The sequence below is a fragment of the Pseudomonas putida genome (assembly GCF_001636055.1).
In the GTDB taxonomy this organism is placed as follows: domain Bacteria; phylum Pseudomonadota; class Gammaproteobacteria; order Pseudomonadales; family Pseudomonadaceae; genus Aquipseudomonas; species Aquipseudomonas machongensis.
In genome coordinates this window covers 1,133,671-1,153,116 of record NZ_CP011789.1, presented here as the reverse complement: position 1 = coordinate 1,153,116, position 19,446 = coordinate 1,133,671, and the positions used below count along the sequence as shown (strand labels likewise).

The following is a 19,446-nucleotide window of genomic DNA, read 5'->3' as shown; positions in this document are numbered from 1 at the left end:
GTCCATGTGGTCGTTTAGCGCCTGGCGGCGCAAGCGCACCCTGGCGCGCTACCAGGTCGATCAAGCGCTGTGGCAGGCGATCCGTGACCGCCTGCCCCTGCTCGACGGCATCAGCGACGAGGAAGACCGCTGGCTGCGCGAGGCCAGCGTGCTGTTTCTGTACGACAAGCACCTCACTACCCTGCCCGGCGTCGAGCTGGACGACGAGCAGCGCCTGTTCCTCGCGGCCCAGGCCCAGCTTCCACTGCTGCACCTGGGCGAGCTGAACTGGTACCAGGGCTTTCACGAGATCATCCTCTACCCCGACGACTTCAAGAGCCCCCAGCGCCACCGCGATGCCAGTGGTGTCGAGCATGTGTGGGACGGCGAACACAGCGGCGAGGCCTGGCAGCAGGGCCCGGTGATCATGGCCTGGGCCGGCGTCGAGGCCAGCGGCGGTTGGGAAGCCTACAACCTGGTGATCCACGAGCTGGCGCACAAGCTCGACATGCTCAACGGCGACGCCAACGGCCTGCCGCCCCTGCACCCGGGCATGGACGTCAATGCCTGGGCCCACGCCATGCAGCAGGCCTACGACGACCTCAACCGCCAGCTCGACGCCAACCCTGACCTGGAAACGCCCATCGATCCCTACGCTGCGGAAAATCCGGCCGAATTCTTCGCCGTGACCAGTGAATACTTCTTCAGTGCTCCAGACCTGCTGCACGAGAGTTATCCACAGGTGTACCGGCAATTGTCGCTGTTCTATCGCCAGGACCCGCTGGCCCGCCTGACGCGCCTGCAGGCCGAACACCCGCAGTACCGCGACGCCCCCGCCTGATACGCCCGCACATCAGGCCGACCGTGGCATGCGCTGGCGGAATGTGCCTATAATCGCCGCCACTTTTTTGGTCAATCACGGGGGCAAAGCCCAATGAGCTACAGCAAGATTCCTGCGGGCAAGGACCTGCCGAACGACATCTACGTCGCCATCGAGATCCCTGCCAACCACGCGCCGATCAAATACGAGATCGACAAGGACAGCGATACCCTGTTCGTCGACCGTTTCATGGCGACCCCGATGTTCTACCCAGCCAACTACGGCTTCATCCCCAACACCCTGGCCGACGACGGTGATCCGCTGGACGTGCTGGTCGTCACCCCGTACCCGGTCGCCCCAGGCTCGGTGATCCGCGCCCGTCCGGTCGGCGTACTGAACATGACCGACGACGGCGGCGGCGACGCCAAGGTCATCGCCGTACCGCACGACAAGCTGTCGCAGCTGTACGTCGACGTGAAAGAGTACACCGACCTGCCGGCTCTGCTGATCCAGCAGATCGAGCACTTCTTCGCCAACTACAAGGATCTGGAGAAGGGCAAGTGGGTCAAGATCGAAGGCTGGGAAGGCGCTGACGCCGCCCGCGCCGCGATCACCAAGTCGGTTGCCGCCTACAAGGGCTGATGACTGCCTTGCCATGAAAAAGCCCGGCCATCTGTGCCGGGCTTTTTTATGCCTCTCGGATACAAACACCGTTTTCTTGCAGGTTTATCAAATGTCTCATCCAAAAATAAAAGAGAAATCCCACATCAGCCTGCAGAAGCAGCGGACAACAGCCTCAGATTCCCACCCTTAGCATAAACACCCTGTTTATTTCCTCTCCTCGCACCACAATCTAGACTCGCCGCCATGAACAATTCCGGTGACCGTCTCAAGACACTCCTGCAGGAATGTGGCCTGACCCCTTCCGACTTCGCCGCCCAGCGCAATGTCACACCCCAGCACGTGAACAACTGGTTCAAACGGGGTATTCCCCTGGCGCGCCTGGACGAAATCGCCGACCTGTTCTGCGTCTATCGCCACTGGCTGCGCAGCGGCGAAGGCCCCAAGCACCCGAGCCCGATCCTGCGCCCCGGCCTGCCACAGCCCGAAACCGCGCCCCCAGGTCATGGCGGCAGGCAGATCTGCGTCGATTTCCACCGCCTGCTCGACGGCCAGCTCATATCGGATCCGGAGCGCCACCTGCTGGTGTCGGCGCAGGCATTGGAGACGCTCGGCATCCTCCCGGAAAACGCCATTTGCCTGGACATGCCAGACGCTAACATGGCACCGCTGATCCCCATTGGCGCCGCCCTGGCCATCGACCGCAGCCTGACCCGCGTGGTCGACGGGCAGACCTACGCGCTGATGCACGAGGGCCGGTTGCGGGTGCACAGCCTCAGCCTGAACCATAACGGCACGCTGTGCCTGCACAGCCACGACCGACGCAACTACGCCGTCGAGCGCTATACCCCGGCCCAGCGCCACGCCCAGGGCATGCAGGTACTGGGTTGGGTATTCTGGTGGTCATGGTTCAGCCGTCAGCGGCCCGCATGAAACACCCGGTGCCAATTTTCGCTGGGCATCCCTGGCGAGCCCTAGTATGCTACGCGGCACATTTAGCCGAGGGTCGGCACAAGCCGCATCCCAGAGCACCTGACGACGCCCCACACGGCCGTTTGTCATCTTTTTCAGGCCTCGATGGCCAACCTGTTAAGGCGGTTGCGGCTTACCAAAAATTAGCCAAGCCCGTCCCCGAGAGCCGGCCACAAGCCGGCTTTTTACTGCCCGAAATCCAGCGCGCAATCCTTGCCCTTCGCGTCGTCTGCTACGCGGGTAGACTCGCTACCACGGCCCTGCCCCTGCTCAGGCGCAGCGCGTGACCAGTAGCCGTTCGCCGCGCAGTGTCACCTTCATATCCCCTTTCCCGTCAGCGTCCAGCAGACAGTCGGCAATCGCTGGCTCCAGCATCACCCGCACGCGTCGCCCAAGGGCCCTGGCCCCGAAACGTACGTCGTACCCAGCGATCAGCCAGGCCCGCGCCGACTCGTCCAACTGCACGCGGCGTTGAGGCCCCAGGCGCTGCGCCAGCCTGGCCAACTCGATATCCAGCAACGCTTCCAGCCAGCGCCCTTCGATGCGCTCGAACATGAGGATGCGGTCGATGCGATTGAGAAACTCCGGCTCGAAACACTGGTGCAGCGCGCGCTCGAGCACCTGCGCCTCGGACTCGCCGAACAGCGCCAGCCATCGCCGCCATCCCCGACGCATCCGCTGCCCGGCCTCACGGGCCCCCACGTTGCTGGTCATGAAAATCAGGCTGTTGCGAAAGTCCAGGGTGCGGGTGCCGCCCGCCAGGGTCAGGCGGCCGCTTTCGAGGATGCCCAGCAGGCTGCGCAGCACCTGGTCGCTGGCTTTTTCCAATTCATCGAACAACACGATGCCAGGGCGGCTGTAGCTGCCGGCAATCAGTGTCTCGTCGAACAGGCTGATGCCTTCCTTGCTGCCCACGTAGCCCGGCGGCGCGCCGGTCAACGACGCGGCGTAATGCTCCTGGGCCAAGGTCTGCATGTCGATGCGACACAACGCGTCGGGGCGGCCATGGATGGCCTGGGCGAGCAGGCGCACGATCTCGGTCTTGCCGACCCCGGTCGGGCCCATGAACAGGTTCACGCCGAGCGGGCGCCCAGGGTCGCTGATGTCGGCCTTGAGCACCTTGAGCTGCGCCTCCACGGCCGCCAGCGCCACCTCCTGGCCGACGATACGCTGGCGCAGCAGGCTCATCACCTGCTGCGGCTCGAACACGAAACGCGAGACCGGCGCACACGCCTGCAGAGACGACATGCCTCAACCCACGCTGCGTTCTTGGCCTTCGTGGGGCAACTGCCCCACCGGGCAATCGGCTACGCCGACCGTACGCCGGGTGATGCGCTCGACATTCTCCTGGGCTTTCTGCGCATCCAGTACCCAGGTGCGGTAGAACTCGAAGGGGCAGTCGGCCACGCCCTTGTCGCCGTCGCCAGAGTCGAACACCCCGGTGTAGCCGCGGTGCAGCAACTTGAACAGGTGGTTCTGCGACTGGTCGTTGGCACGTGCATCGCGGATCTGCGAGATCGACAACTGGGCGTACTGGATACCCATCTCCTCTTCACCACACTCCCCCAGGGTACGGCCATCGAAGCCGATGATCGCCGAATGGCCAAAGTACGAGTACACGCCATCGAACCCCGCGGCGTTGGCCACCGCGACGTAGCAGTTGTTGGCCCAGGCCATGCTCTTGGACATCTGCACCTGCTGCTCCTTGGCCGGGTACATGTAGCCTTGGCAGCGTACGATCAGTTCGGCACCCTTCATCGCGCAATCGCGCCAGATCTCCGGATAGTTGCCGTCGTCGCAGATGATCAGGCTGATCTTCATGCCCTTGGGGCCGTCGCAGACGTAGGTGCGATCGCCCGGGTACCAGCCCTCGATGGGGCACCAGGGGATGCACTTGCGATAGCGCTGGACGATCTGCCCCTGGTTGTCGATCAGCACCAGGGTGTTGTACGGCGCCTTGTGCGGGTGTTCCTCGTGACGCTCGCCGGTCAGGGAAAACACCCCCCAGGTGTTGGCTTCGCGGCAGGCCGCCGAGAAGATCGCAGTTTCCTCGCCCGGTATGCTCGCGGCAGTGGCCATCATCTCGTCGTGGTCGTAGAGGATGCCCATGGTGCTGTACTCGGGGAAGACCACCAGGTCCATGCCTGGCAACCCCTGTTTCATGCCCTTGATCATTTCGCCGATCTTGCGGGCGTTATCGATGACTTCGGCCTTGCTGTGCAGGCGCGGCATCTTGTAGTTCACGACAGCAACGCCGACGGTGTCGGGGCTGCTGGAAATATCGCCGTGGCGCATGAAAACGAACCTCGTTCAGTGGCTGATCATCCAGGGCCGCGGCCCGGTCTTGCTCTTGAGGCCGAGTGGGTTGGCCTTGGTCGGCTCCACCGCCTTGCTTGGCGAACAACAACCACAGCCGGCCGGATGGCGCCGCTGCTGGTACTCGGCGACGGTCTGCGGCGCATGGGCGCTGCGTTCGTTGGTGGCGATGGCCTGGCGCTGGCTGGCGGACAGGGTGGCCAGTGCCGGCGCCGATACCTGCAATCCGCCGGCGGCCGTGCCGCAATACGGGCACTGGCACGGCTCGTGGCGCTGGGCGATCGGTCGCAGCATGCTGAAGGTGCCGCACTCGGGGCAGGCATATTCGTAGGTCGGCATGGCGGCGCCTCCTTACAGGTCCGGGGCGATCGGCAGATCGACGCTGCCGTCCAGGTGCCTGGTCGGGCCGCTGGCGCTGGGATTGATGTCGAAATCGAAGATCTCGGTCGGCAGCCACAGGGTGGCGCAGGCGTTGGGGATGTCCACCACGCCGCTGATGTGCCCCTGCACCGGCGCCGAGCCCAGCAAGGCGTAGCCCTGGGCCGGGGAATAGCCGAACTTGGTCAGGTAATTGATGGCGTTCAGGCAAGCCTGGCGATAGGCGACGTTGACGTCCAGGTAGTGCTGCTGGCCGCTTTCATCCACCGAGATGCCCTCGAAGATCAGGTAGTTCTTGTAGTTCGGGGTGATCGGGCTGGGCTTGAACACCGGGTTCCTGATGCCGTACTTGGCCATGCCGCCCTTGATCAGCTCGACTTTCATGTGCACCCAGCCGGCCATCTCGATGGCGCCGCAGAAGGTAATCTCGCCATCGCCCTGGCTGAAGTGCAGGTCGCCCACCGACAGCCCGGCACCCTTGACGTACACCGGGAAGAAAATCTTCGAGCCCCGCGACAGGTCCTTGATATCGCAGTTGCCGCCATGCTCGCGCGGCGGCACGGTGCGCGCGCCGGTGGCGGCGGCATCGTCACGGGCCTGGCCCTTGAGCTTGCCCATGTGCGCGGTGGCGGCCAGCGGCGGGTTGGCCAGTGGCGGTACGCGGGTGGGGTTGGTGTCGATCAGTTCCTGCTCGCGGCGGTTCCAGGCGGCGAGCATCACCGGGTCCGGCAGGCAACCGATCAGCCCGGGGTGGATCAGGCCGGCGAAATTCACCCCAGGGATGTGCCGGGAGCTGGTGAACATACCCTTGAAATCCCAGATCGCCTTTTGTGCGCTGGGGAAGTGATCGGTGAGGAAACCGCCGCCGTTCTGCCGCGAGAAGAAGCCATTGAAGCCCCACATCGAGTCGGCCTTGGCGCCGATGTCGAGCAGGTCGACGACCAGCAGGTCACCCGGCTCGGCGCCCTGCACGCCCACCGGGCCGGACAGGTAGTGCACGGTCGACAGGTCGACATCGCGCACATCCGAGGCATCGTCGTTGTTCTTGATCGCCCCGGCGGTCCAGTCGTAGGTCTCGAGGATGAAGTCATCGCCCGGCTTGACCCAGCAAGCCATGGGGATGTCCGGGTGCCAGCGGTTGTGGATCTGCTCGTTTTCGGTGGCGGGCTGGTTGAGGTCGACTTTGATCAGGGTATCGGTCATGGCAAAGCTCCTGGACAGTAAGGTTTAGTGCATTGCTGACAGTCTTGAACGCAGGTGCGGATCGGCCAATACGTCGGATGACGTAGCAGGCCCGCTACACCGAGAGGTAACGGCTGATGGTGGCTTCGTCGACGTTGGCGCGGGTCTCCTCGATCACGAAGCGGCCCTTCTCGATCACCAAAAAGCGGTCGGCAATCTCGAGGGTGAACGACAGCACCTGCTCGGAGACCACGATGGTCAGGTCGCGCAGGTCGCGGATCTCTTTCAGGGCGCGGGCGATGTCCTTGATGATCGACGGCTGGATGCCCTCGGTCGGCTCATCGAGCAGCAGCACCTTGGGGTTGGTCGCCAGGGCACGGGCAATCGCCAACTGCTGCTGTTGTCCGCCGGAGAGGTTGCCGCCCTTGCGTGCGCGCATGTCATGAAGCACCGGAAACAGTGCATAGAGGTCCTCGGGCACCTGGCCCTTGGCCGAGGCAGGCAGACCGGTCTGGATGTTTTCCAGCACGGTCATGCTGGGGAAGATCATCCGTCCCTGGGGCACGTAGGCAATGCCGTGCTCGACCCGTTCATGGGTGTCCAGGCCGGAGACTTCCCGGCCATCGACGCTGACTTGGCCGCGCCACTGTGGCAGCAGCCCCATCAGGCTCTTGAACAGCGTAGTCTTGCCCATGCCGTTACGCCCCATCACGGCGACGATTTCGCGCCTGGCCACCGCCAGGTCTAGGTCGTGGAGGATCTGGCTCTGGCCGTAGCCACAGGACAGTTGCTTGACGTTGAACATGCCGGCTTCCTCAGTGGCCCAGATAGACTTCGACGACCTTCGGGTTGTTCTGCACCGCCTCCATGCTGCCTTCGGCCAGGACCTTGCCCTGGTGCAGCACGGTGACCTTGTGCGCGATGCTCTTGACGAACTCCATGTCGTGCTCGATGACCAGCACCGACCGGCCCTGGCTGATGCGCTTGAGCAGCTCGGCGGTCTGTACCCGCTCGCCTACGCTCATGCCGGCGACCGGCTCGTCGAGCATCAGCAGGTCCGGGTCCTGCATCAGCAGCATGCCGATCTCCAGCCATTGCTTCTGGCCGTGGGACAGCAGGTCGGCCTGCTGCTCGAGCAGGTCACCGAGAAAGATCTCCCGCGCCACCTCCTCGACCCGCGCCACGACCGCCGCACTGCGCTTGAAGAACAGCGCGCCGAACACCTTGCGCCCGGCCGGATACGACATCTCGAGGTTCTCGAACACCGTGAGGTTTTCGTAGATCGACGGGTTCTGGAACTTGCGCCCGACCCCGGCGCGCACGATGTTGAACTCGCGCATGCGGGTCAGCTCCTTGCCGTCGAACAGGATGCTGCCGCTGGTGGCGCGGGTCTTGCCGCAGATCAGATCGAGGACCGTGGTCTTGCCGGCTCCGTTGGGGCCGATCACCACGCGCACTTCGTTGCGGTCGATGTACAGGTTGAGGTTGTCCACGGCCTTGAAGCCGTCGAAGGATACGGTCAGGCCCTCGATGGCCAGGACCGGCTTCTTCATCTCGAAACCGATGGGGCTCATGGCTGGGTCTCCAGGGAAGCAGGTTCAGGTGCAGCGCTCGGCGTGGCAGGGCGGCTCGCCTGCGCCACGGCCTCGGGCACAGGTGCCGGTCGTGGTGTACGCCGCAGCCAACGTGCCAGGGCCTGGCGCCCGTGGCTGTCCCACAGCCCGGCCAGGCCGTTGGGGAAGTACATGACCACGGCGATGAACAGCCCGCCCATCAGGTACAACCACAGCTCGGGGAGCGACTCGGAAAAGTAGGTCTTGCCGTAGTTCACCAGCAACGCGCCATACACCGCGCCCAGCAGCGACATGCGCCCGCCGACGGCGGTGAAGATGACCATCTCGATAGAAGGCACGATGCCGACGAACGAGGGCGACATGAAGCCGACCTGCAGGGCGAACATCGCCCCGCCAATGGCCGAGAACGCCGCAGCGATGCAGAACACGAAGATCTTGAAGGTCGCCACGTCGTAACCGGAGAACCGGACCCGCTCCTCCTTGTCGCGCATCGCCATCAACAGCCGGCCCAGCTTGGACCTCAGCACGAAGCGGCCAATGAAGATGCAGCCGAACAGCAGCGCGGCGTTGATGAAGTACAGGATCAGCTTGGCGCTGTCGGTACGCAGGTCCCAGCCCATCAGGGTCTTGAGGTCGGTGATGCCGTTGACGCCACCGGTCAGGCCCTGCTGACCGATGATCAGCACGGTGAGGATCAGCGCGATGGCCTGGGTGACGATGGAGAAGTACACGTCGCCCACCCGCCGCTTGAACAGCGCCATGCCAATCACGAAGGCCAGCAGCACCGGCACCAGGATCACCGCCAGCAGGGTGAAACCGAAGCTGTTGAACGGCACCCAGAACAGCGGCAGCTCGGTGAGCTGGTTCCAGTCCATGAAGTCGGGGATGCCCGGCGTGGTCTGGATCTTGGTGCTGACCGGGTCGGAGGCTTCAAGCTTGAGAAACATCGCCATGCAGTACCCGCCCACGCCGAAGAACACCCCCTGCCCCAGGCTGAGGATGCCGCCGTAGCCCCAGCACAACACCAGGCCCACGGCAACGAAGGCATAGGTCAGGTACTTGCCCACCATGTTCAGGCGGAAGGCGTCCAGGGTCAGCGGGAACACCACGAAAATCAGCAGCGCCAGCAGCGCCACGCCCAGCAGGTTGGGCTTGCCTGCCAGCATTTTGTCCAGAACGTTCATCGGCTCGCCTCTACTTGCGCACTTTGATGGAGAACAACCCTTGCGGGCGCAGCATCAGGATCAGGATCACCCCGGAGAGGGTCAGCACCTTGGCCATCGAGCCGCTGAGGAAGAACTCCGAGATCGATTGGGTCTGGGCGATGACGAAGGCCGAGGCCATGGTCCCGAACAGGCTCTGCGCGCCGCCGAAGACCACCACCAGGAAGGTGTCGACGATGTACTGCGCGCCCGAGGTGGGGCCAGTGGAGCCGATGGTGGTGAAGGCCGCGCCCGCCACCCCGGCCACGCCGCAACCCAGGGCGAACGTCATGCGGTCGACCTTGCGCGTGTTGATGCCCACCGCCCGGCTCATCAGGCGGTTCTGCACCGTGGCGCGCACATGCAGGCCCCAGCGTGAGCGATACAGCAGCACGAAGATGGCCGCCGTCAGCAACACGGTCAGGGCGATCATGAACAGGCCGTTGCGCGGGATCTCGATGGCGTCGGTGAGGTTGAACGAGCCCATCAGCCAATCCGGCGGCGTCGCACTGACCTCACGGGCACCGAACACCGAACGGAAGGTCTGCTGCATGACCAGCGACAGGCCCCAGGTCGCCAGCAGCGTATCGAGCGGGCGCTTGTACAAGCGGCTGATCATCGCCCACTCCACCAGCCAGCCGATGGCACCGGCGACCAGGAACGACAGGGCGATGGCGAAGAAAAAGTAGTACGGCTGGAAGCCCGGGGCGAAGTGGCTGGTCAGGCTGGAGCAGACGTAGGTGGTGTAGGCGCCGATGGTCAGGAACTCGCCGTGGGCCATGTTGATGACCCCCATCTGGCCAAAGATGATCGCCAGCCCCAGTGCCATCAACAGCAGCACGCAGAACACGGACAGGCCGTTGAACCCCTGCATCGCCGCGATGGCACCAAATTCCGATAGCCATTCCATGATGATGGTCTCCTGCTGTGGGATGGGAGCGCCGCGCCCCGGCATGCCAGGGCGAGGGCCGAGGGATTACTGGTAGCCCTTGGGGAAGGGGTTCGGCTCGATCAGGTCGGACTCGTAGACCACCTTGAACTGGCCGTTGGGCTGCACTTCGCCGATGCGCGTCTTGCTCCACAGGTGATGGTTCTCGTGCACCTTCACGTAGCCTTCCGGTGCAGTGGTGAGCTCGATGCCTGGCGAGGCGGCGACCACCTTGTCGACGTCGAAGCTGCCGGCCTTCTCCACCGCGGCCTTCCACAGCCATGGGCCGAGGTAGGCGGCCTGGGTCACGTCGCCGATCACCGCGTCCTTGCCGTACTTGGCCTTGAAGGCCTCGACGAAGGCTTTGTTGTTGGGGTTGTCGAGGCTCTGGAAGTACTTCATCGAGGCGTAGAAACCGGCCATGTTCTCGCCGCCGATCCCCAGCAGTTCGTCCTCGGTCACCGACAGGGTCAGCAGGGTCTGCTTGGCCGCGTTCACGCCGGCGGCGTTGAGCTGCTTGTAGAAGGCCACGTTGGAGCCACCGACCACGGCGGCGAACACCACGTCGGGCTTCTTCAGCTTGACCTTGTTGATCAGCGAGCCGAACTGGGTGTTGCCCAGTGGGTAGTAGTCCTCGCCGACCACCGTGCCGTTCAGCACGTTCTCGATGTGCTTGCGCGCGATCTTCATCGAGGTGCGTGGCCAGATGTAGTCCGAACCGACCAGGTAGAAGGTCTTGGCGCCCTTGGTCTTGGCGATCCAGTCGAGGCTGGCGAGGATCTGCTGGGTCGCCTCCTGGCCGGTGTAGATGACGTTCTTGGACTGTTCCAGGCCTTCGTAGAAGGTCGGGTAGTACAGCAAGCCGTTCTCTTTCTCGAAGATCGGCAGCACGGCCTTGCGCGAGGCCGAGGTCCAGCAGCCAAACACCGTGGCGACCTTGTCGTTGACCAGCAGCTTCTTGGCTTTTTCGGCGAAGGTCGGCCAATCGGAGGCGCCGTCTTCCTGAACCACCTTGATCTGCCGACCCAGCACGCCGCCTGCGGCGTTGATCTGCTCGATGGCCAGGCGCTCGGCCTGGATCGAACCGGTTTCGGAAATCGCCATGGTGCCGGTGGCCGAATGCAACTGACCGACCGTGACTTCGGTGGCAGTAACGGCCAGGCCGGTGCTATTGGCCTCGTCGGCCAGTGCGCCCTGGCTGAACACGCTCGCCGCCAGCAGCGACAGCGCGGCGGCGCCCAGCGCCAGGCGGCGCGGCAACAGACCTTTGGTGCGGATCAATCGTGGTTCCATGCTGCTACTCCTATGCGGTGGTGGCACCAGCATGGAGCTGCACGACAGCGACAGGTATACGCAGCCTGACGTAGCGGCGTACGTCATTTGACGTAGGGTGAATTGCACCAGCATGGGGCAGGATGCCGGGGCGACTGTCTTTGTGAGTCAGTGGCGGCCTCTTCGCGGGTAAACCCGCTCCCACAGGTACCCCGCTGATTTCGGAGCCTGCGGGGTACCTGTGGTCGCGGCCCCGACAATCCCGGGGCATGAAACTTGCTCGATTCCCAACCACACCCGCCAGGCACGGACCGCCACCACCGCAGGAGCCACCTCACCGTGCCAGCCCCCGGTACCCAGCGCATCGCCAAGATCCGCCGCGACTACAACCGCTGGGTCGCCGACGAGACCATGGAGGACTACGCCCTGCGCTACACCCCCAAGTCGTTTCGCAAATGGTCGGAAACCCGCATCGCCAACACCGCCCTGGGCGCGGTGTCGTTCCTGGCCCTGGAAGCGATCGGCGGGGTACTGGCGCTGAGCTATGGCTTCACCAACACCTTCTGGGCGATCCTGGCGGCGAGCCTGGTGATCTTCTTCACCGGCCTGCCCATCAGCTACTACGCCGCCCGCTACGGTGTGGACATGGACCTCCTGACCCGGGGCGCCGGCTTCGGTTACATCGGCTCGACCATCACCTCGCTGATCTATGCCAGCTTCACCTTCCTGTTCTTCGCCCTGGAAGCGGCGATCATGGCACTGGCCCTGGAGATGTACTTCCACATCCCGCTGGCCTTCGCCTATGTCATCTGCTCGCTGCTGGTGATTCCGCTGGTCGCCTATGGCGTGACCCTGATCAGCCGCCTGCAACTGTGGACCCAGCCCCTGTGGCTGGTGCTGCTGGTGCTGCCCTACCTGTTCGTGCTGCTGAAAAACCCCCAGGCCTTCAGCGACTGGACCAGCTTCCAGGGCCGTAGCGCCAGCGGCGGCGATTTCAATCTGCTGGCGTTCTGCGCCGCCTGTACCGTGGCGCTGTCGCTGGTGACGCAGATCGGCGAGCAGGTCGACTACCTGCGCTTTCTCCCCGAAAAGACCGCGGCCAACCGAAAGCGCTGGTGGGCCGCACTGCTGTGTGCCGGCCCCGGCTGGATCGTCCCGGGCGCGCTGAAGATGGCCGGCGGCGCCTTCCTGGCGTTTCTTGCCCTGCAGCACGAGATCCCCATCGAGCACGCCGCCGAACCCACGCAGATGTACCTGGTGGCCTTTCATTACGTGTTCGCCTCACCGGAGTGGGCACTGGGGGCGATGGTACTGTTCGTGTTCGTCTCGCAGATGAAGATCAACCTGACCAACGCCTATGCCGGCTCCCTGGCCTGGTCGAACTTCTTCGCCCGGGTCACCCACAGCCACCCTGGGCGCGTGGTATGGCTGGTGTTCAACGTGGCGATCGCCCTGATGCTGATGGAACTGGGCGTGTTCGATGCCATCGAGCAGGTACTCGGGCTCTACGCCAATATCGCCACGGCCTGGATCGGCTCGGTGGTCGCCGACCTGGTGATCAACAAACCCCTGGGGCTGTCACCGAAACACATCGAGTTCAAACGCGCGCACCTGTACGACATCAACCCGGTGGGCGTCGGTTCGATGCTGATTGCCTCACTGCTGTCCATGCTCGCCCACGTCGGCCTGTTCGGCGCCCTGGCCCAGGCCGCGCCGCCGCTCATCGCCCTGGCCACGGCGCTGCTGGCGACCCCCGTGCTGGCGGTGCTCACGCGCAGCCGCTACTACGTCGCCCGCAGCAGCGACCCGCTGCAGTTGCAGCCTCTGACACCGCTCACCCAGGTCACCTGCGGCCTGTGCAGCAACCCGTTCGAAAGCGCCGACCTGGCGTTCTGCCCAGCCTACGCCACGCCGATCTGCTCGTTGTGCTGTTCGCTGGACGCCCGTTGTGGCGACCGCTGCAAATCTCCACAGGCACGGCTGTCGGCACAGTTCGAGAGCCTGCTGCGCTGGCTGCTGCCCAACACCGAACTGCCGCGCCTGCACACGCGCCTGATGCACTATCTCGGCCTGCTGCTGGTGTTGATCCTGCTGCTCAGTGGCGCCCTCGCACTGATCTACGGCCAGGCCTCGCAGCCCCTGCCCGTCTCGGCCCAGGCCACCCTGCAGCAAGCGTTCTTCAAGGCCTTTCTGGTGCTGTCGGTGCTGGCGGCGATCCTCGCCTGGTGGACCGTGCTGACCCGCGAGAGCCGCCACGTGGCCCAGGAAGAGTCGAACCGCCAGACACAGTTACTGATGCAGGAGATCGCCGCGCACCGGGTCACCGACCAGGCCCTGCAGGACGCCAAGGAAGCCTCCGAGGCCGCCAACGCGGCCAAGAGTCGCTACATCACCGGGTTGTCCCACGAGCTGCGCACGCCGCTCAACAGCATCCTCGGTTTCACCCAGGTCCTGCAGCGTGACGCGGCCATGCCGGCCCAGCACCAGGATGCTCTGGCGACCATCCTGCGCAGCGGCTCGCACCTGTTGTCGCTGATCGACGGCCTGCTCGACGTGGCCAAGATCGAGGCCGGCAAGCTGCGCCTGGAGCAAACCGAGATCCCCTTCCCCGAACTGCTCCACGACCTGGAGCTGATGTTCACCCCGCAAGCACGCGACAAAGGCCTGCGCTTTCACCTGGAGCCGCTCGGTGCGCTACCGGCGGTGGTACGCGGCGACGAGAAACGAGTGCGGCAGATCCTCATCAACCTGCTCGGCAATGCGGTCAACTTCACCGACAGCGGTGAAGTGCGTCTGCGTGTGGGCTACCTGCGCGAAACTGCGACCTTCGAAATCATCGACACCGGCATCGGCATCGACCCTGGCCAGCTCGAGCGACTCTTCCAGCCATTCGAGCGCGGCGACCTGATGCGCCAGGACAAGGGGGTTGGCCTGGGCCTGACCATCACCCGCATGCTCACCTCGCTGATGGGCGGCGAACTGCAGGTGCGCAGCGAGCGGGACAAAGGCACCTGCTTCCAGGTGCGCCTGTATCTGCCCCAGGTGCGCGCACCGCAGGCGGTGGTGCATGTGGCCCACGACATCATCGGCTACGACGGCCCCCCGCAGCGCGTGCTGGTGGTGGACGACCACGTCGACCACCGCAAGGTGCTCAGCGGCATGCTCACGCCGCTGGGGTTCGAGGTGGTGCAGGCCAGTAATGGCCATGAAGCGATCCGCCAGGTCGCCCTGCTCGGCCCGGACCTGATCCTCATGGACCTGTCGATGCCCGGCATGGATGGCTGGGACACCAGTCGGCTGATCCGTCGCAACGCCTTGTCCAAGGCTCCGATCATCGTCATCTCGGCCAACGCCCTCAACGACGAGCGCGCCCTGGCCAGCACCTGCAACGACTACCTGGCAAAGCCCGTGCGCACCCCCGACCTGCTCGAGCGCATCCAGCGCCAGCTCGGCCTGCAGTGGCGCCGCCGCCAGGCCACAGGCGCCTGCACGCAACGCGTGTTGCCGGCCTACGCCGAGCTGGTGGCCCTGGGCGAGCTCAGCGCCATCGGCCATGTGCATGGCATCAAGGCCCGGCTCGATGCAATCCAGGCCGAGGCGCCCGAGACGGCAGCCTTCCTCGACACGCTACGCCCGCTGCTGCGGCAATTTCGCCTGGACGAACTCACCCGCACTCTCAAGGAGGCCGAAGATGAATGCGCTGACCACCGCCCCTGAACCTGGCGTCGTGCTGATCGTAGACGACACCCCGGACAACCTCGCGCTGTTGTCCGACGCCCTCAACGACGCCGGACACATGGTGCTGGTCGCCCTCGATGGCCTGAGCGCATTGAACCGCATCGAACGCCGACGCCCGGACCTGATCCTGCTCGATGCGATGATGCCGGGCCTGGACGGTTTCGAGACCTGCCGGCGCATCAAGGCGCAGCCCGCCAGCAGCGACATCCCGGTGCTGTTCATGACCGCCCTCACCGAAAGCGCACATGTGGTGCAAGGCTTCGAAGTCGGTGGCAGCGACTACGTGACCAAGCCGATCCGCATCGACGAAGTATTGGCCCGCGTTGCCGCCCATCTGCGCACCTCTCGCTCGTTGCTGTCGGCACGCGCAGCCTCGCAGCCTGCAACCCTGAGCCTGGACGATGCGCCGGCCAGCCGGTTGCTGTCGGCGCGTTTCCAGTTGACCGGACGCGAAGTCGAGGTGCTGCGCTGGGTGGCCTGCGGCAAGACCAACCGCGACATCGGTACCATCCTCGACCTGAGCCCACGCACCGTGAACAAGCACCTGGAGCATGTGTACATCAAGCTGGGGGTGGAAACCCGTACCGCCGCCACCGCGGTGGTGCTGGCGGCGCTGAGCCGCGATGGCAGCACCCTGGACAATGTGCTTGCCTGAGCGGGCCTCTTTGCGGACAAGTCGGGGCGCCGAACCGTCGCACCCACAAAGGACGGAGGCCCCCGCGACAGGGTCGATACCTCAGCCCAGCAGGACCTGCTGGATGCGCTCCAGCCCCCAGTCCAGCTCCTCGCGGCTGATGCACAGCGGCGGCGCGATGCGCAGCACGGTCTCGTGGGTTTCCTTGGCCAGCACGCCCAGCGCCATCAGTGCCTCGCAGTATGGCCGCGCCGGGCGATCCAGCTCGATCCCGACCCACAGCCCACGGCCACGGATATCACGCACGAACGGCACGGCCATCTCACGCAAGCGCTGTTGCAGGTAGGCGCCAAGCTCGGCACTGTTGTGCGCCAGTTGCTCGTCTTCCAGCACGCGCAGCGCCTCCAGGCCTACCGCTGCCGCCAGCGGATTGCCGCCGAAGGTCGAACCATGGCTGCCGGCATCGAACAGGTCCATCAATGCGTGATCGGCGATGAACGCCGAGACCGGCAGGATCCCGCCGCCCAGCGCCTTGCCGACGATCAGGCCATCCGGGCGAATGCCCTCGTGCTCGAAGGCGAAGGTCTTGCCGGTACGCCCAAGGCCGGACTGGATCTCGTCAAGAATCAGCAGGGTGTTGGTGGCGTCGCACAGCTCGCGCAACTGACGCAGGAACCCCTGTGGCGGCACGCGAATGCCGGCCTCGCCCTGGATCGGCTCGATCAGCACGGCGCAGGTATCCGGACCGATGGCTGCACGGAAGCTATCGATATCGCCGAAGGTCGCCGTGTCGAAACCGTCGCTGAACGGGCCGAAGCCATCCTTGTACTGCGGCTCGGTGGAGAACCCGACGATGGTAGTGGTGCGACCATGGAAGTTGTCGGTGGCAGTGACGATACGCGCCTTGTCACGGGCGATGCCCTTGACCCGATAGCCCCAGCGACGCGCGGCCTTGATCGCGGTCTCCACCGCCTCGGCACCGCTGTTCATCGGCAAGGCGGCCTCGAAGCCGGCGATCTCGCACAGGGCTTCGAGGAAGTGACCGAGGGTTTCGGAGTGGAAGGCTCGCGATACCACGCTGACCTTCTGCAACTGGGCGATGGCGGCAGCGACGATGCGCGGGTGGGCGTGGCCATGGCTGACCGCCGAGTAGGCCGACATCATGTCCAGGTAGCGCTTGCCGTCGCAGTCCTCGACCCAGACACCCTGGGCACGGCTGATGGCCACCGGCAGCGGCGAGTAATTGTTGGCGCCGAAGCGCTGTTCACGGTCGATGATACGGGTGATGTTCATGAAAACTCCTGATCAGGCGCTGAGCAGCTTGCCGGTGCGAATGGGGGTGGTGCCGGTGACGCGTCCCAGCGGATCGCCAGGGCGCACGAAGCGCACGTCGCGGCGCATGTACAACACGCCAGCGGTGGCGCTGCGGACCGTGGTCACCTCGCCGCTGAGCGGGTCGATCAGGTCGAACATCGGTTCGCCCGGCTGCACCTGGGTGCCCAGGGCAACGCGGTGCACCAGCACGCCACCGACCGGGGCGATGAACTGCTCGCTGCCAGCCAGCGGGGTGCCCGGCCACCGCAGTTCCGGCAGCGCTGCCGGCTCGCCGCTGATGAAGCCGGCATGGCACAGGTAGTCGATGATCGCGCTGGCATCCTGTTGCGCCAGGGCGCTATCGACGTCGCGCTGGCCACGGTGCTCGACGGTCACGCAGGCATTACCCAGCGGGATCGGGTAGGCGCCTTGCAGACGCTCGCGCAGGCGCCACCAGATCAGACTCAGCGCCTCGTCGAACGACAGCGCCTGGGAGTCCACCGACAGCAGCGAAGCCTTCGCGCCAATGTAGCGGGCCAGCGGCTCGACCTGCTCCCAGCTCCACTCGGAGGTGTACAGGTGCATCACCGCCTCACGCGAGCAGTGCAGGTCCAGGACCAGGTCGGCATCGTGTGCCAGCAGCATCAGCCGACGCTGCAGCGACGCCATTTCATCGCGCGGGGCGATCGCCTCCAGGCTTTGCTGCCAGGCGGCGCGCACAGCCTTGAGGTTGTGTTGGGAATCGTCGGTGAGTTCCCCTTCCACCCGCTGCAGGATCGCCTCGAGCGGGAAGGGAAAATCACGGTTGTAGTTGCGCCCGCTGGCCAGTTCGAAACGTCCGCTCGGCGCGCCCATGACGAACTGGGCGAGCCCTGCCGGGTTGGCCACCGGCACCAGGACGATCTGTGCCGTCAGCCGGCCAGCCGCCTCCAGCGCCAGTAGGCGCTGGCGCAGGTCGGTGGCGACCAGCATCGCCGGCGTTTCGTCGGCGTGCAGGCAGGCCTGGATGTACACCTTCCTGGTGTAGACGTCCGGCCCAAAGTGCTCGCTGACGATCTCGCGTTGGGTGCCGTGGGTGGCAGTGAGCAGTGGATGTGCGATTCGTTTCATACAGAATTCCATGGCCGCGGGCGGCGTCGTTCATGAAGCAGAAGGCAAGCCACCTCCCGCGGGAAACCCGGCGCTACCAGAGCGCCCAGGTGTACCCCACGATGAAGCGGTTCTCGTTGATGTCGTTGGCATAGCTGGAGTTGAGCTGGGCGTTGCGCCAGCGCAAGGACAAGCCCTTGACCAGGCCGGACTGCACCACGTAGCCGATATCCAGGTCGCGCTCCCACTCACGGCCCTGCTCGCCGACCAGCTTGGTGGTTTCGATGCCCCAGCCCTGGGCGTAGCGCATGCCGAAGGTCAGGCCCGGCACGCCGAGGGCGGCGAAGTCGTACTCGTAGCGGGCATGCCAGGCACGCTCGTTGGTCTGCGAGAAGTTGACCAATTGATACTCGGTGAACAGGTAGGTGTTGGCGCCATCGACATACGGGAACGGGGTGTCGCCGTACTGCTTCTGGTAGCCCACGCCGAAGTTGTGGCCAGCCCACTCATAGCTGAAGCGAGTGCTCAGCGCGCGGTTGTCGACCTTGCCGGCCAGGCCTACGCCGTCCTTGTCGGCATCCCAGTAGCGCAACTCGCTGCGCACGGTGCCGGGGCCGAACTTGAAGGCATGCTTGAGGCCGAAGAAGTGCTGCTGGTAGAGGCGCTCGAGCTCGCCGTAGTAGTAGCTCAGCTGCAGATCCGGCAGCAGGTTGTAGTCACCGCCCGCGTAGCGGAACTGATTGCTGGTGGCGGCTTTGTAGGCGCCGTTCTGGGCGGTCATGCTCATGGTTTCGCGGTCGGTCGACTCGCGGTCACGCATGCGGTCGAACTGGCCCAGACCCAAGGTCAGGTTGGAAATGTCCTTGGAGCTGACGGTCGCGCCCTGGAAGGTCTGCGGGAACAGACGGCTGGTGTTGGGTTGCAACACCGGCAGCTTGGGCACCTGCTCGCCGACGCGCAGCTCGGTCTTGCTGATGCGCACCTTGCCGGCCACGCCGAGCTTGGAGTACTCGTCGGCGGCACGTCCGTCACTGCCCTTGGGCAGCAGGCCGGTGCCGGAACGGTCGGGGCTGGAGTCCAGCTTCACACCCAGCATGCCGGTGACATCCAGGCCGAAGCCGACGGTGCCTGGGGTGTAGCCGGAGATGAAATTGAAGGTGAAACCCTGCGCCCATTCGTCACGCTTGGACTGCTTGGCGGCCTCGCGGTAATCGCGGTTGAAGTAGTAGTTCTTGGTATCCAGGTTGGCGCTGGAGTCCTTGAAGAAGTCGGCCATGGCCGCCCCCGGCAGGACCGTGACGACGCTCGCGCCCATCAGGATTTTCTTGAAATCTCGGTTCATGTCTGTGCTCCCCACCTTCTTGCTTTTTTCGTTGTTGGATGTTTTGAAGGCATGACTTCCCCCTGGGCGCTCAACCGGGGGTTGG

General features: G+C 64.8%; 17 protein-coding genes. 5 read left to right on the top strand and 12 right to left on the bottom strand.

All coding sequences use genetic code 11. The features are described 5' to 3' along the window. The first annotated feature begins 4 nt into the window (after positions 1–4). The 3 genes from AB688_RS05185 to AB688_RS05175 all read left to right on the top strand — a co-directional run bounded on the left by AB688_RS05185 (position 5) and on the right by AB688_RS05175 (position 2,353). Positions 5–820 carry a zinc-dependent peptidase gene (locus AB688_RS05185; RefSeq protein ID WP_063542576.1) on the top strand — a complete coding sequence of 272 codons (816 nt, stop codon included), beginning with the start codon at positions 5–7 and terminating at the stop codon, positions 818–820. A 93-nt stretch (positions 821–913) separates the two neighbouring features. Further along, complete coding sequence (ppa, locus tag AB688_RS05180) at positions 914–1,441, top strand: inorganic diphosphatase (protein ID WP_003255365.1); 528 nt, start codon at positions 914–916, stop codon at positions 1,439–1,441. A 225-nt stretch (positions 1,442–1,666) separates the two neighbouring features. Further along, positions 1,667–2,353 carry a LexA family transcriptional regulator gene (locus AB688_RS05175; protein WP_063542575.1) on the top strand — a complete coding sequence of 229 codons (687 nt, stop codon included), beginning with the start codon at positions 1,667–1,669 and terminating at the stop codon, positions 2,351–2,353. 309 nt (positions 2,354–2,662) lie between these two features. Here AB688_RS05175 and AB688_RS05170 read toward each other — a convergent pair whose 3' ends face one another. The 9 genes from AB688_RS05170 to urtA form a co-directional block, all read right to left on the bottom strand. Beyond that, positions 2,663–3,640 carry an AAA family ATPase gene (locus AB688_RS05170; RefSeq protein ID WP_063542574.1) on the bottom strand — a complete coding sequence of 326 codons (978 nt, stop codon included), beginning with the start codon at positions 3,638–3,640 and terminating at the stop codon, positions 2,663–2,665. Between the two features lie 3 nt (positions 3,641–3,643). Beyond that, complete coding sequence (locus AB688_RS05165; protein WP_054892783.1) at positions 3,644–4,687, bottom strand: aliphatic amidase; 1,044 nt, start codon at positions 4,685–4,687, stop codon at positions 3,644–3,646. Positions 4,688–4,702: 15 nt separating this feature from the next. After that, positions 4,703–5,047 (bottom strand): FmdB family zinc ribbon protein, encoded by a 345-nt coding sequence (locus AB688_RS05160; protein ID WP_054892782.1) that lies wholly within the window; start codon positions 5,045–5,047, stop codon positions 4,703–4,705. A 12-nt stretch (positions 5,048–5,059) separates the two neighbouring features. Next, positions 5,060–6,289, bottom strand: a complete 1,230-nt coding sequence (gene fmdA, locus AB688_RS05155) for a formamidase (protein ID WP_063542572.1) — start codon at positions 6,287–6,289, stop codon at positions 5,060–5,062. Positions 6,290–6,383: 94 nt separating this feature from the next. Beyond that, positions 6,384–7,073, bottom strand: coding sequence for an urea ABC transporter ATP-binding subunit UrtE (urtE, locus tag AB688_RS05150; RefSeq protein ID WP_054892780.1), 690 nt, complete (start codon positions 7,071–7,073; stop codon positions 6,384–6,386). Positions 7,074–7,083: 10 nt separating this feature from the next. Further along, positions 7,084–7,842 (bottom strand): urea ABC transporter ATP-binding protein UrtD, encoded by a 759-nt coding sequence (gene urtD / locus AB688_RS05145; RefSeq protein ID WP_054892779.1) that lies wholly within the window; start codon positions 7,840–7,842, stop codon positions 7,084–7,086. Then, positions 7,839–9,026, bottom strand: coding sequence for an urea ABC transporter permease subunit UrtC (urtC, locus tag AB688_RS05140; RefSeq protein ID WP_063542570.1), 1,188 nt, complete (start codon positions 9,024–9,026; stop codon positions 7,839–7,841). Before urtC ends, urtD begins: the two co-directional genes overlap by 4 nt. 10 nt (positions 9,027–9,036) lie before the next feature. Further along, complete coding sequence (gene urtB, locus AB688_RS05135; RefSeq protein ID WP_054892777.1) at positions 9,037–9,954, bottom strand: urea ABC transporter permease subunit UrtB; 918 nt, start codon at positions 9,952–9,954, stop codon at positions 9,037–9,039. Between the two features lie 66 nt (positions 9,955–10,020). Beyond that, positions 10,021–11,265: an urea ABC transporter substrate-binding protein gene (gene urtA / locus AB688_RS05130; RefSeq protein WP_063542568.1), complete on the bottom strand. Its 1,245-nt coding sequence runs from the start codon at positions 11,263–11,265 to the stop codon at positions 10,021–10,023. Positions 11,266–11,583: 318 nt separating this feature from the next. Here urtA and AB688_RS05125 point away from each other — a divergent pair, with 318 nt between their 5' ends. Next, complete coding sequence (locus tag AB688_RS05125) at positions 11,584–14,961, top strand: ATP-binding protein (protein WP_063542566.1); 3,378 nt, start codon at positions 11,584–11,586, stop codon at positions 14,959–14,961. Beyond that, positions 14,936–15,637 (top strand): response regulator, encoded by a 702-nt coding sequence (locus tag AB688_RS05120; protein WP_063542561.1) that lies wholly within the window; start codon positions 14,936–14,938, stop codon positions 15,635–15,637. Before AB688_RS05125 ends, AB688_RS05120 begins: the two co-directional genes overlap by 26 nt. A gap of 81 nt (positions 15,638–15,718) precedes the next feature. On the opposite strand, the gene rocD is transcribed toward AB688_RS05120, so the two are convergent. The 3 genes from rocD to AB688_RS05105 all read right to left on the bottom strand — a co-directional run bounded on the left by rocD (position 15,719) and on the right by AB688_RS05105 (position 19,361). Then, positions 15,719–16,909: an ornithine--oxo-acid transaminase gene (rocD, locus tag AB688_RS05115; protein ID WP_063542559.1), complete on the bottom strand. Its 1,191-nt coding sequence runs from the start codon at positions 16,907–16,909 to the stop codon at positions 15,719–15,721. 12 nt (positions 16,910–16,921) lie between these two features. Further along, entirely contained in the window at positions 16,922–18,040 is a 1,119-nt protein-coding gene (locus AB688_RS05110; protein WP_063542557.1) for a succinylglutamate desuccinylase/aspartoacylase family protein, read from the bottom strand. Positions 18,041–18,113: 73 nt separating this feature from the next. After that, positions 18,114–19,361 (bottom strand): OprD family porin, encoded by a 1,248-nt coding sequence (locus tag AB688_RS05105; RefSeq protein WP_063542555.1) that lies wholly within the window; start codon positions 19,359–19,361, stop codon positions 18,114–18,116. Positions 19,362–19,446: the final 85 nt, after the last annotated feature.

What these genes read in the sequence shown, in the direction of transcription:
- AB688_RS05110 (WP_063542557.1), bottom strand. Translation starts at nt 18,040, where the DNA reads ATGAAACGAATCGCACATCCACTGCTCACTGCCACCCACGGCACCCAA.
- fmdA (WP_063542572.1), bottom strand. Translation starts at nt 6,289, where the DNA reads ATGACCGATACCCTGATCAAAGTCGACCTCAACCAGCCCGCCACCGAA.
- ppa (WP_003255365.1), top strand. Translation starts at nt 914, where the DNA reads ATGAGCTACAGCAAGATTCCTGCGGGCAAGGACCTGCCGAACGACATC.
- rocD (WP_063542559.1), bottom strand. Translation starts at nt 16,909, where the DNA reads ATGAACATCACCCGTATCATCGACCGTGAACAGCGCTTCGGCGCCAAC.
- urtA (WP_063542568.1), bottom strand. Translation starts at nt 11,265, where the DNA reads ATGGAACCACGATTGATCCGCACCAAAGGTCTGTTGCCGCGCCGCCTG.
- AB688_RS05105 (WP_063542555.1), bottom strand. Translation starts at nt 19,361, where the DNA reads ATGAACCGAGATTTCAAGAAAATCCTGATGGGCGCGAGCGTCGTCACG.
- AB688_RS05120 (WP_063542561.1), top strand. Translation starts at nt 14,936, where the DNA reads ATGAATGCGCTGACCACCGCCCCTGAACCTGGCGTCGTGCTGATCGTA.
- AB688_RS05175 (WP_063542575.1), top strand. Translation starts at nt 1,667, where the DNA reads ATGAACAATTCCGGTGACCGTCTCAAGACACTCCTGCAGGAATGTGGC.
- AB688_RS05170 (WP_063542574.1), bottom strand. Translation starts at nt 3,640, where the DNA reads ATGTCGTCTCTGCAGGCGTGTGCGCCGGTCTCGCGTTTCGTGTTCGAG.
- urtB (WP_054892777.1), bottom strand. Translation starts at nt 9,954, where the DNA reads ATGGAATGGCTATCGGAATTTGGTGCCATCGCGGCGATGCAGGGGTTC.
- AB688_RS05185 (WP_063542576.1), top strand. Translation starts at nt 5, where the DNA reads ATGTGGTCGTTTAGCGCCTGGCGGCGCAAGCGCACCCTGGCGCGCTAC.
- urtC (WP_063542570.1), bottom strand. Translation starts at nt 9,026, where the DNA reads ATGAACGTTCTGGACAAAATGCTGGCAGGCAAGCCCAACCTGCTGGGC.
- AB688_RS05160 (WP_054892782.1), bottom strand. Translation starts at nt 5,047, where the DNA reads ATGCCGACCTACGAATATGCCTGCCCCGAGTGCGGCACCTTCAGCATG.
- urtE (WP_054892780.1), bottom strand. Translation starts at nt 7,073, where the DNA reads ATGTTCAACGTCAAGCAACTGTCCTGTGGCTACGGCCAGAGCCAGATC.
- AB688_RS05165 (WP_054892783.1), bottom strand. Translation starts at nt 4,687, where the DNA reads ATGCGCCACGGCGATATTTCCAGCAGCCCCGACACCGTCGGCGTTGCT.
- urtD (WP_054892779.1), bottom strand. Translation starts at nt 7,842, where the DNA reads ATGAGCCCCATCGGTTTCGAGATGAAGAAGCCGGTCCTGGCCATCGAG.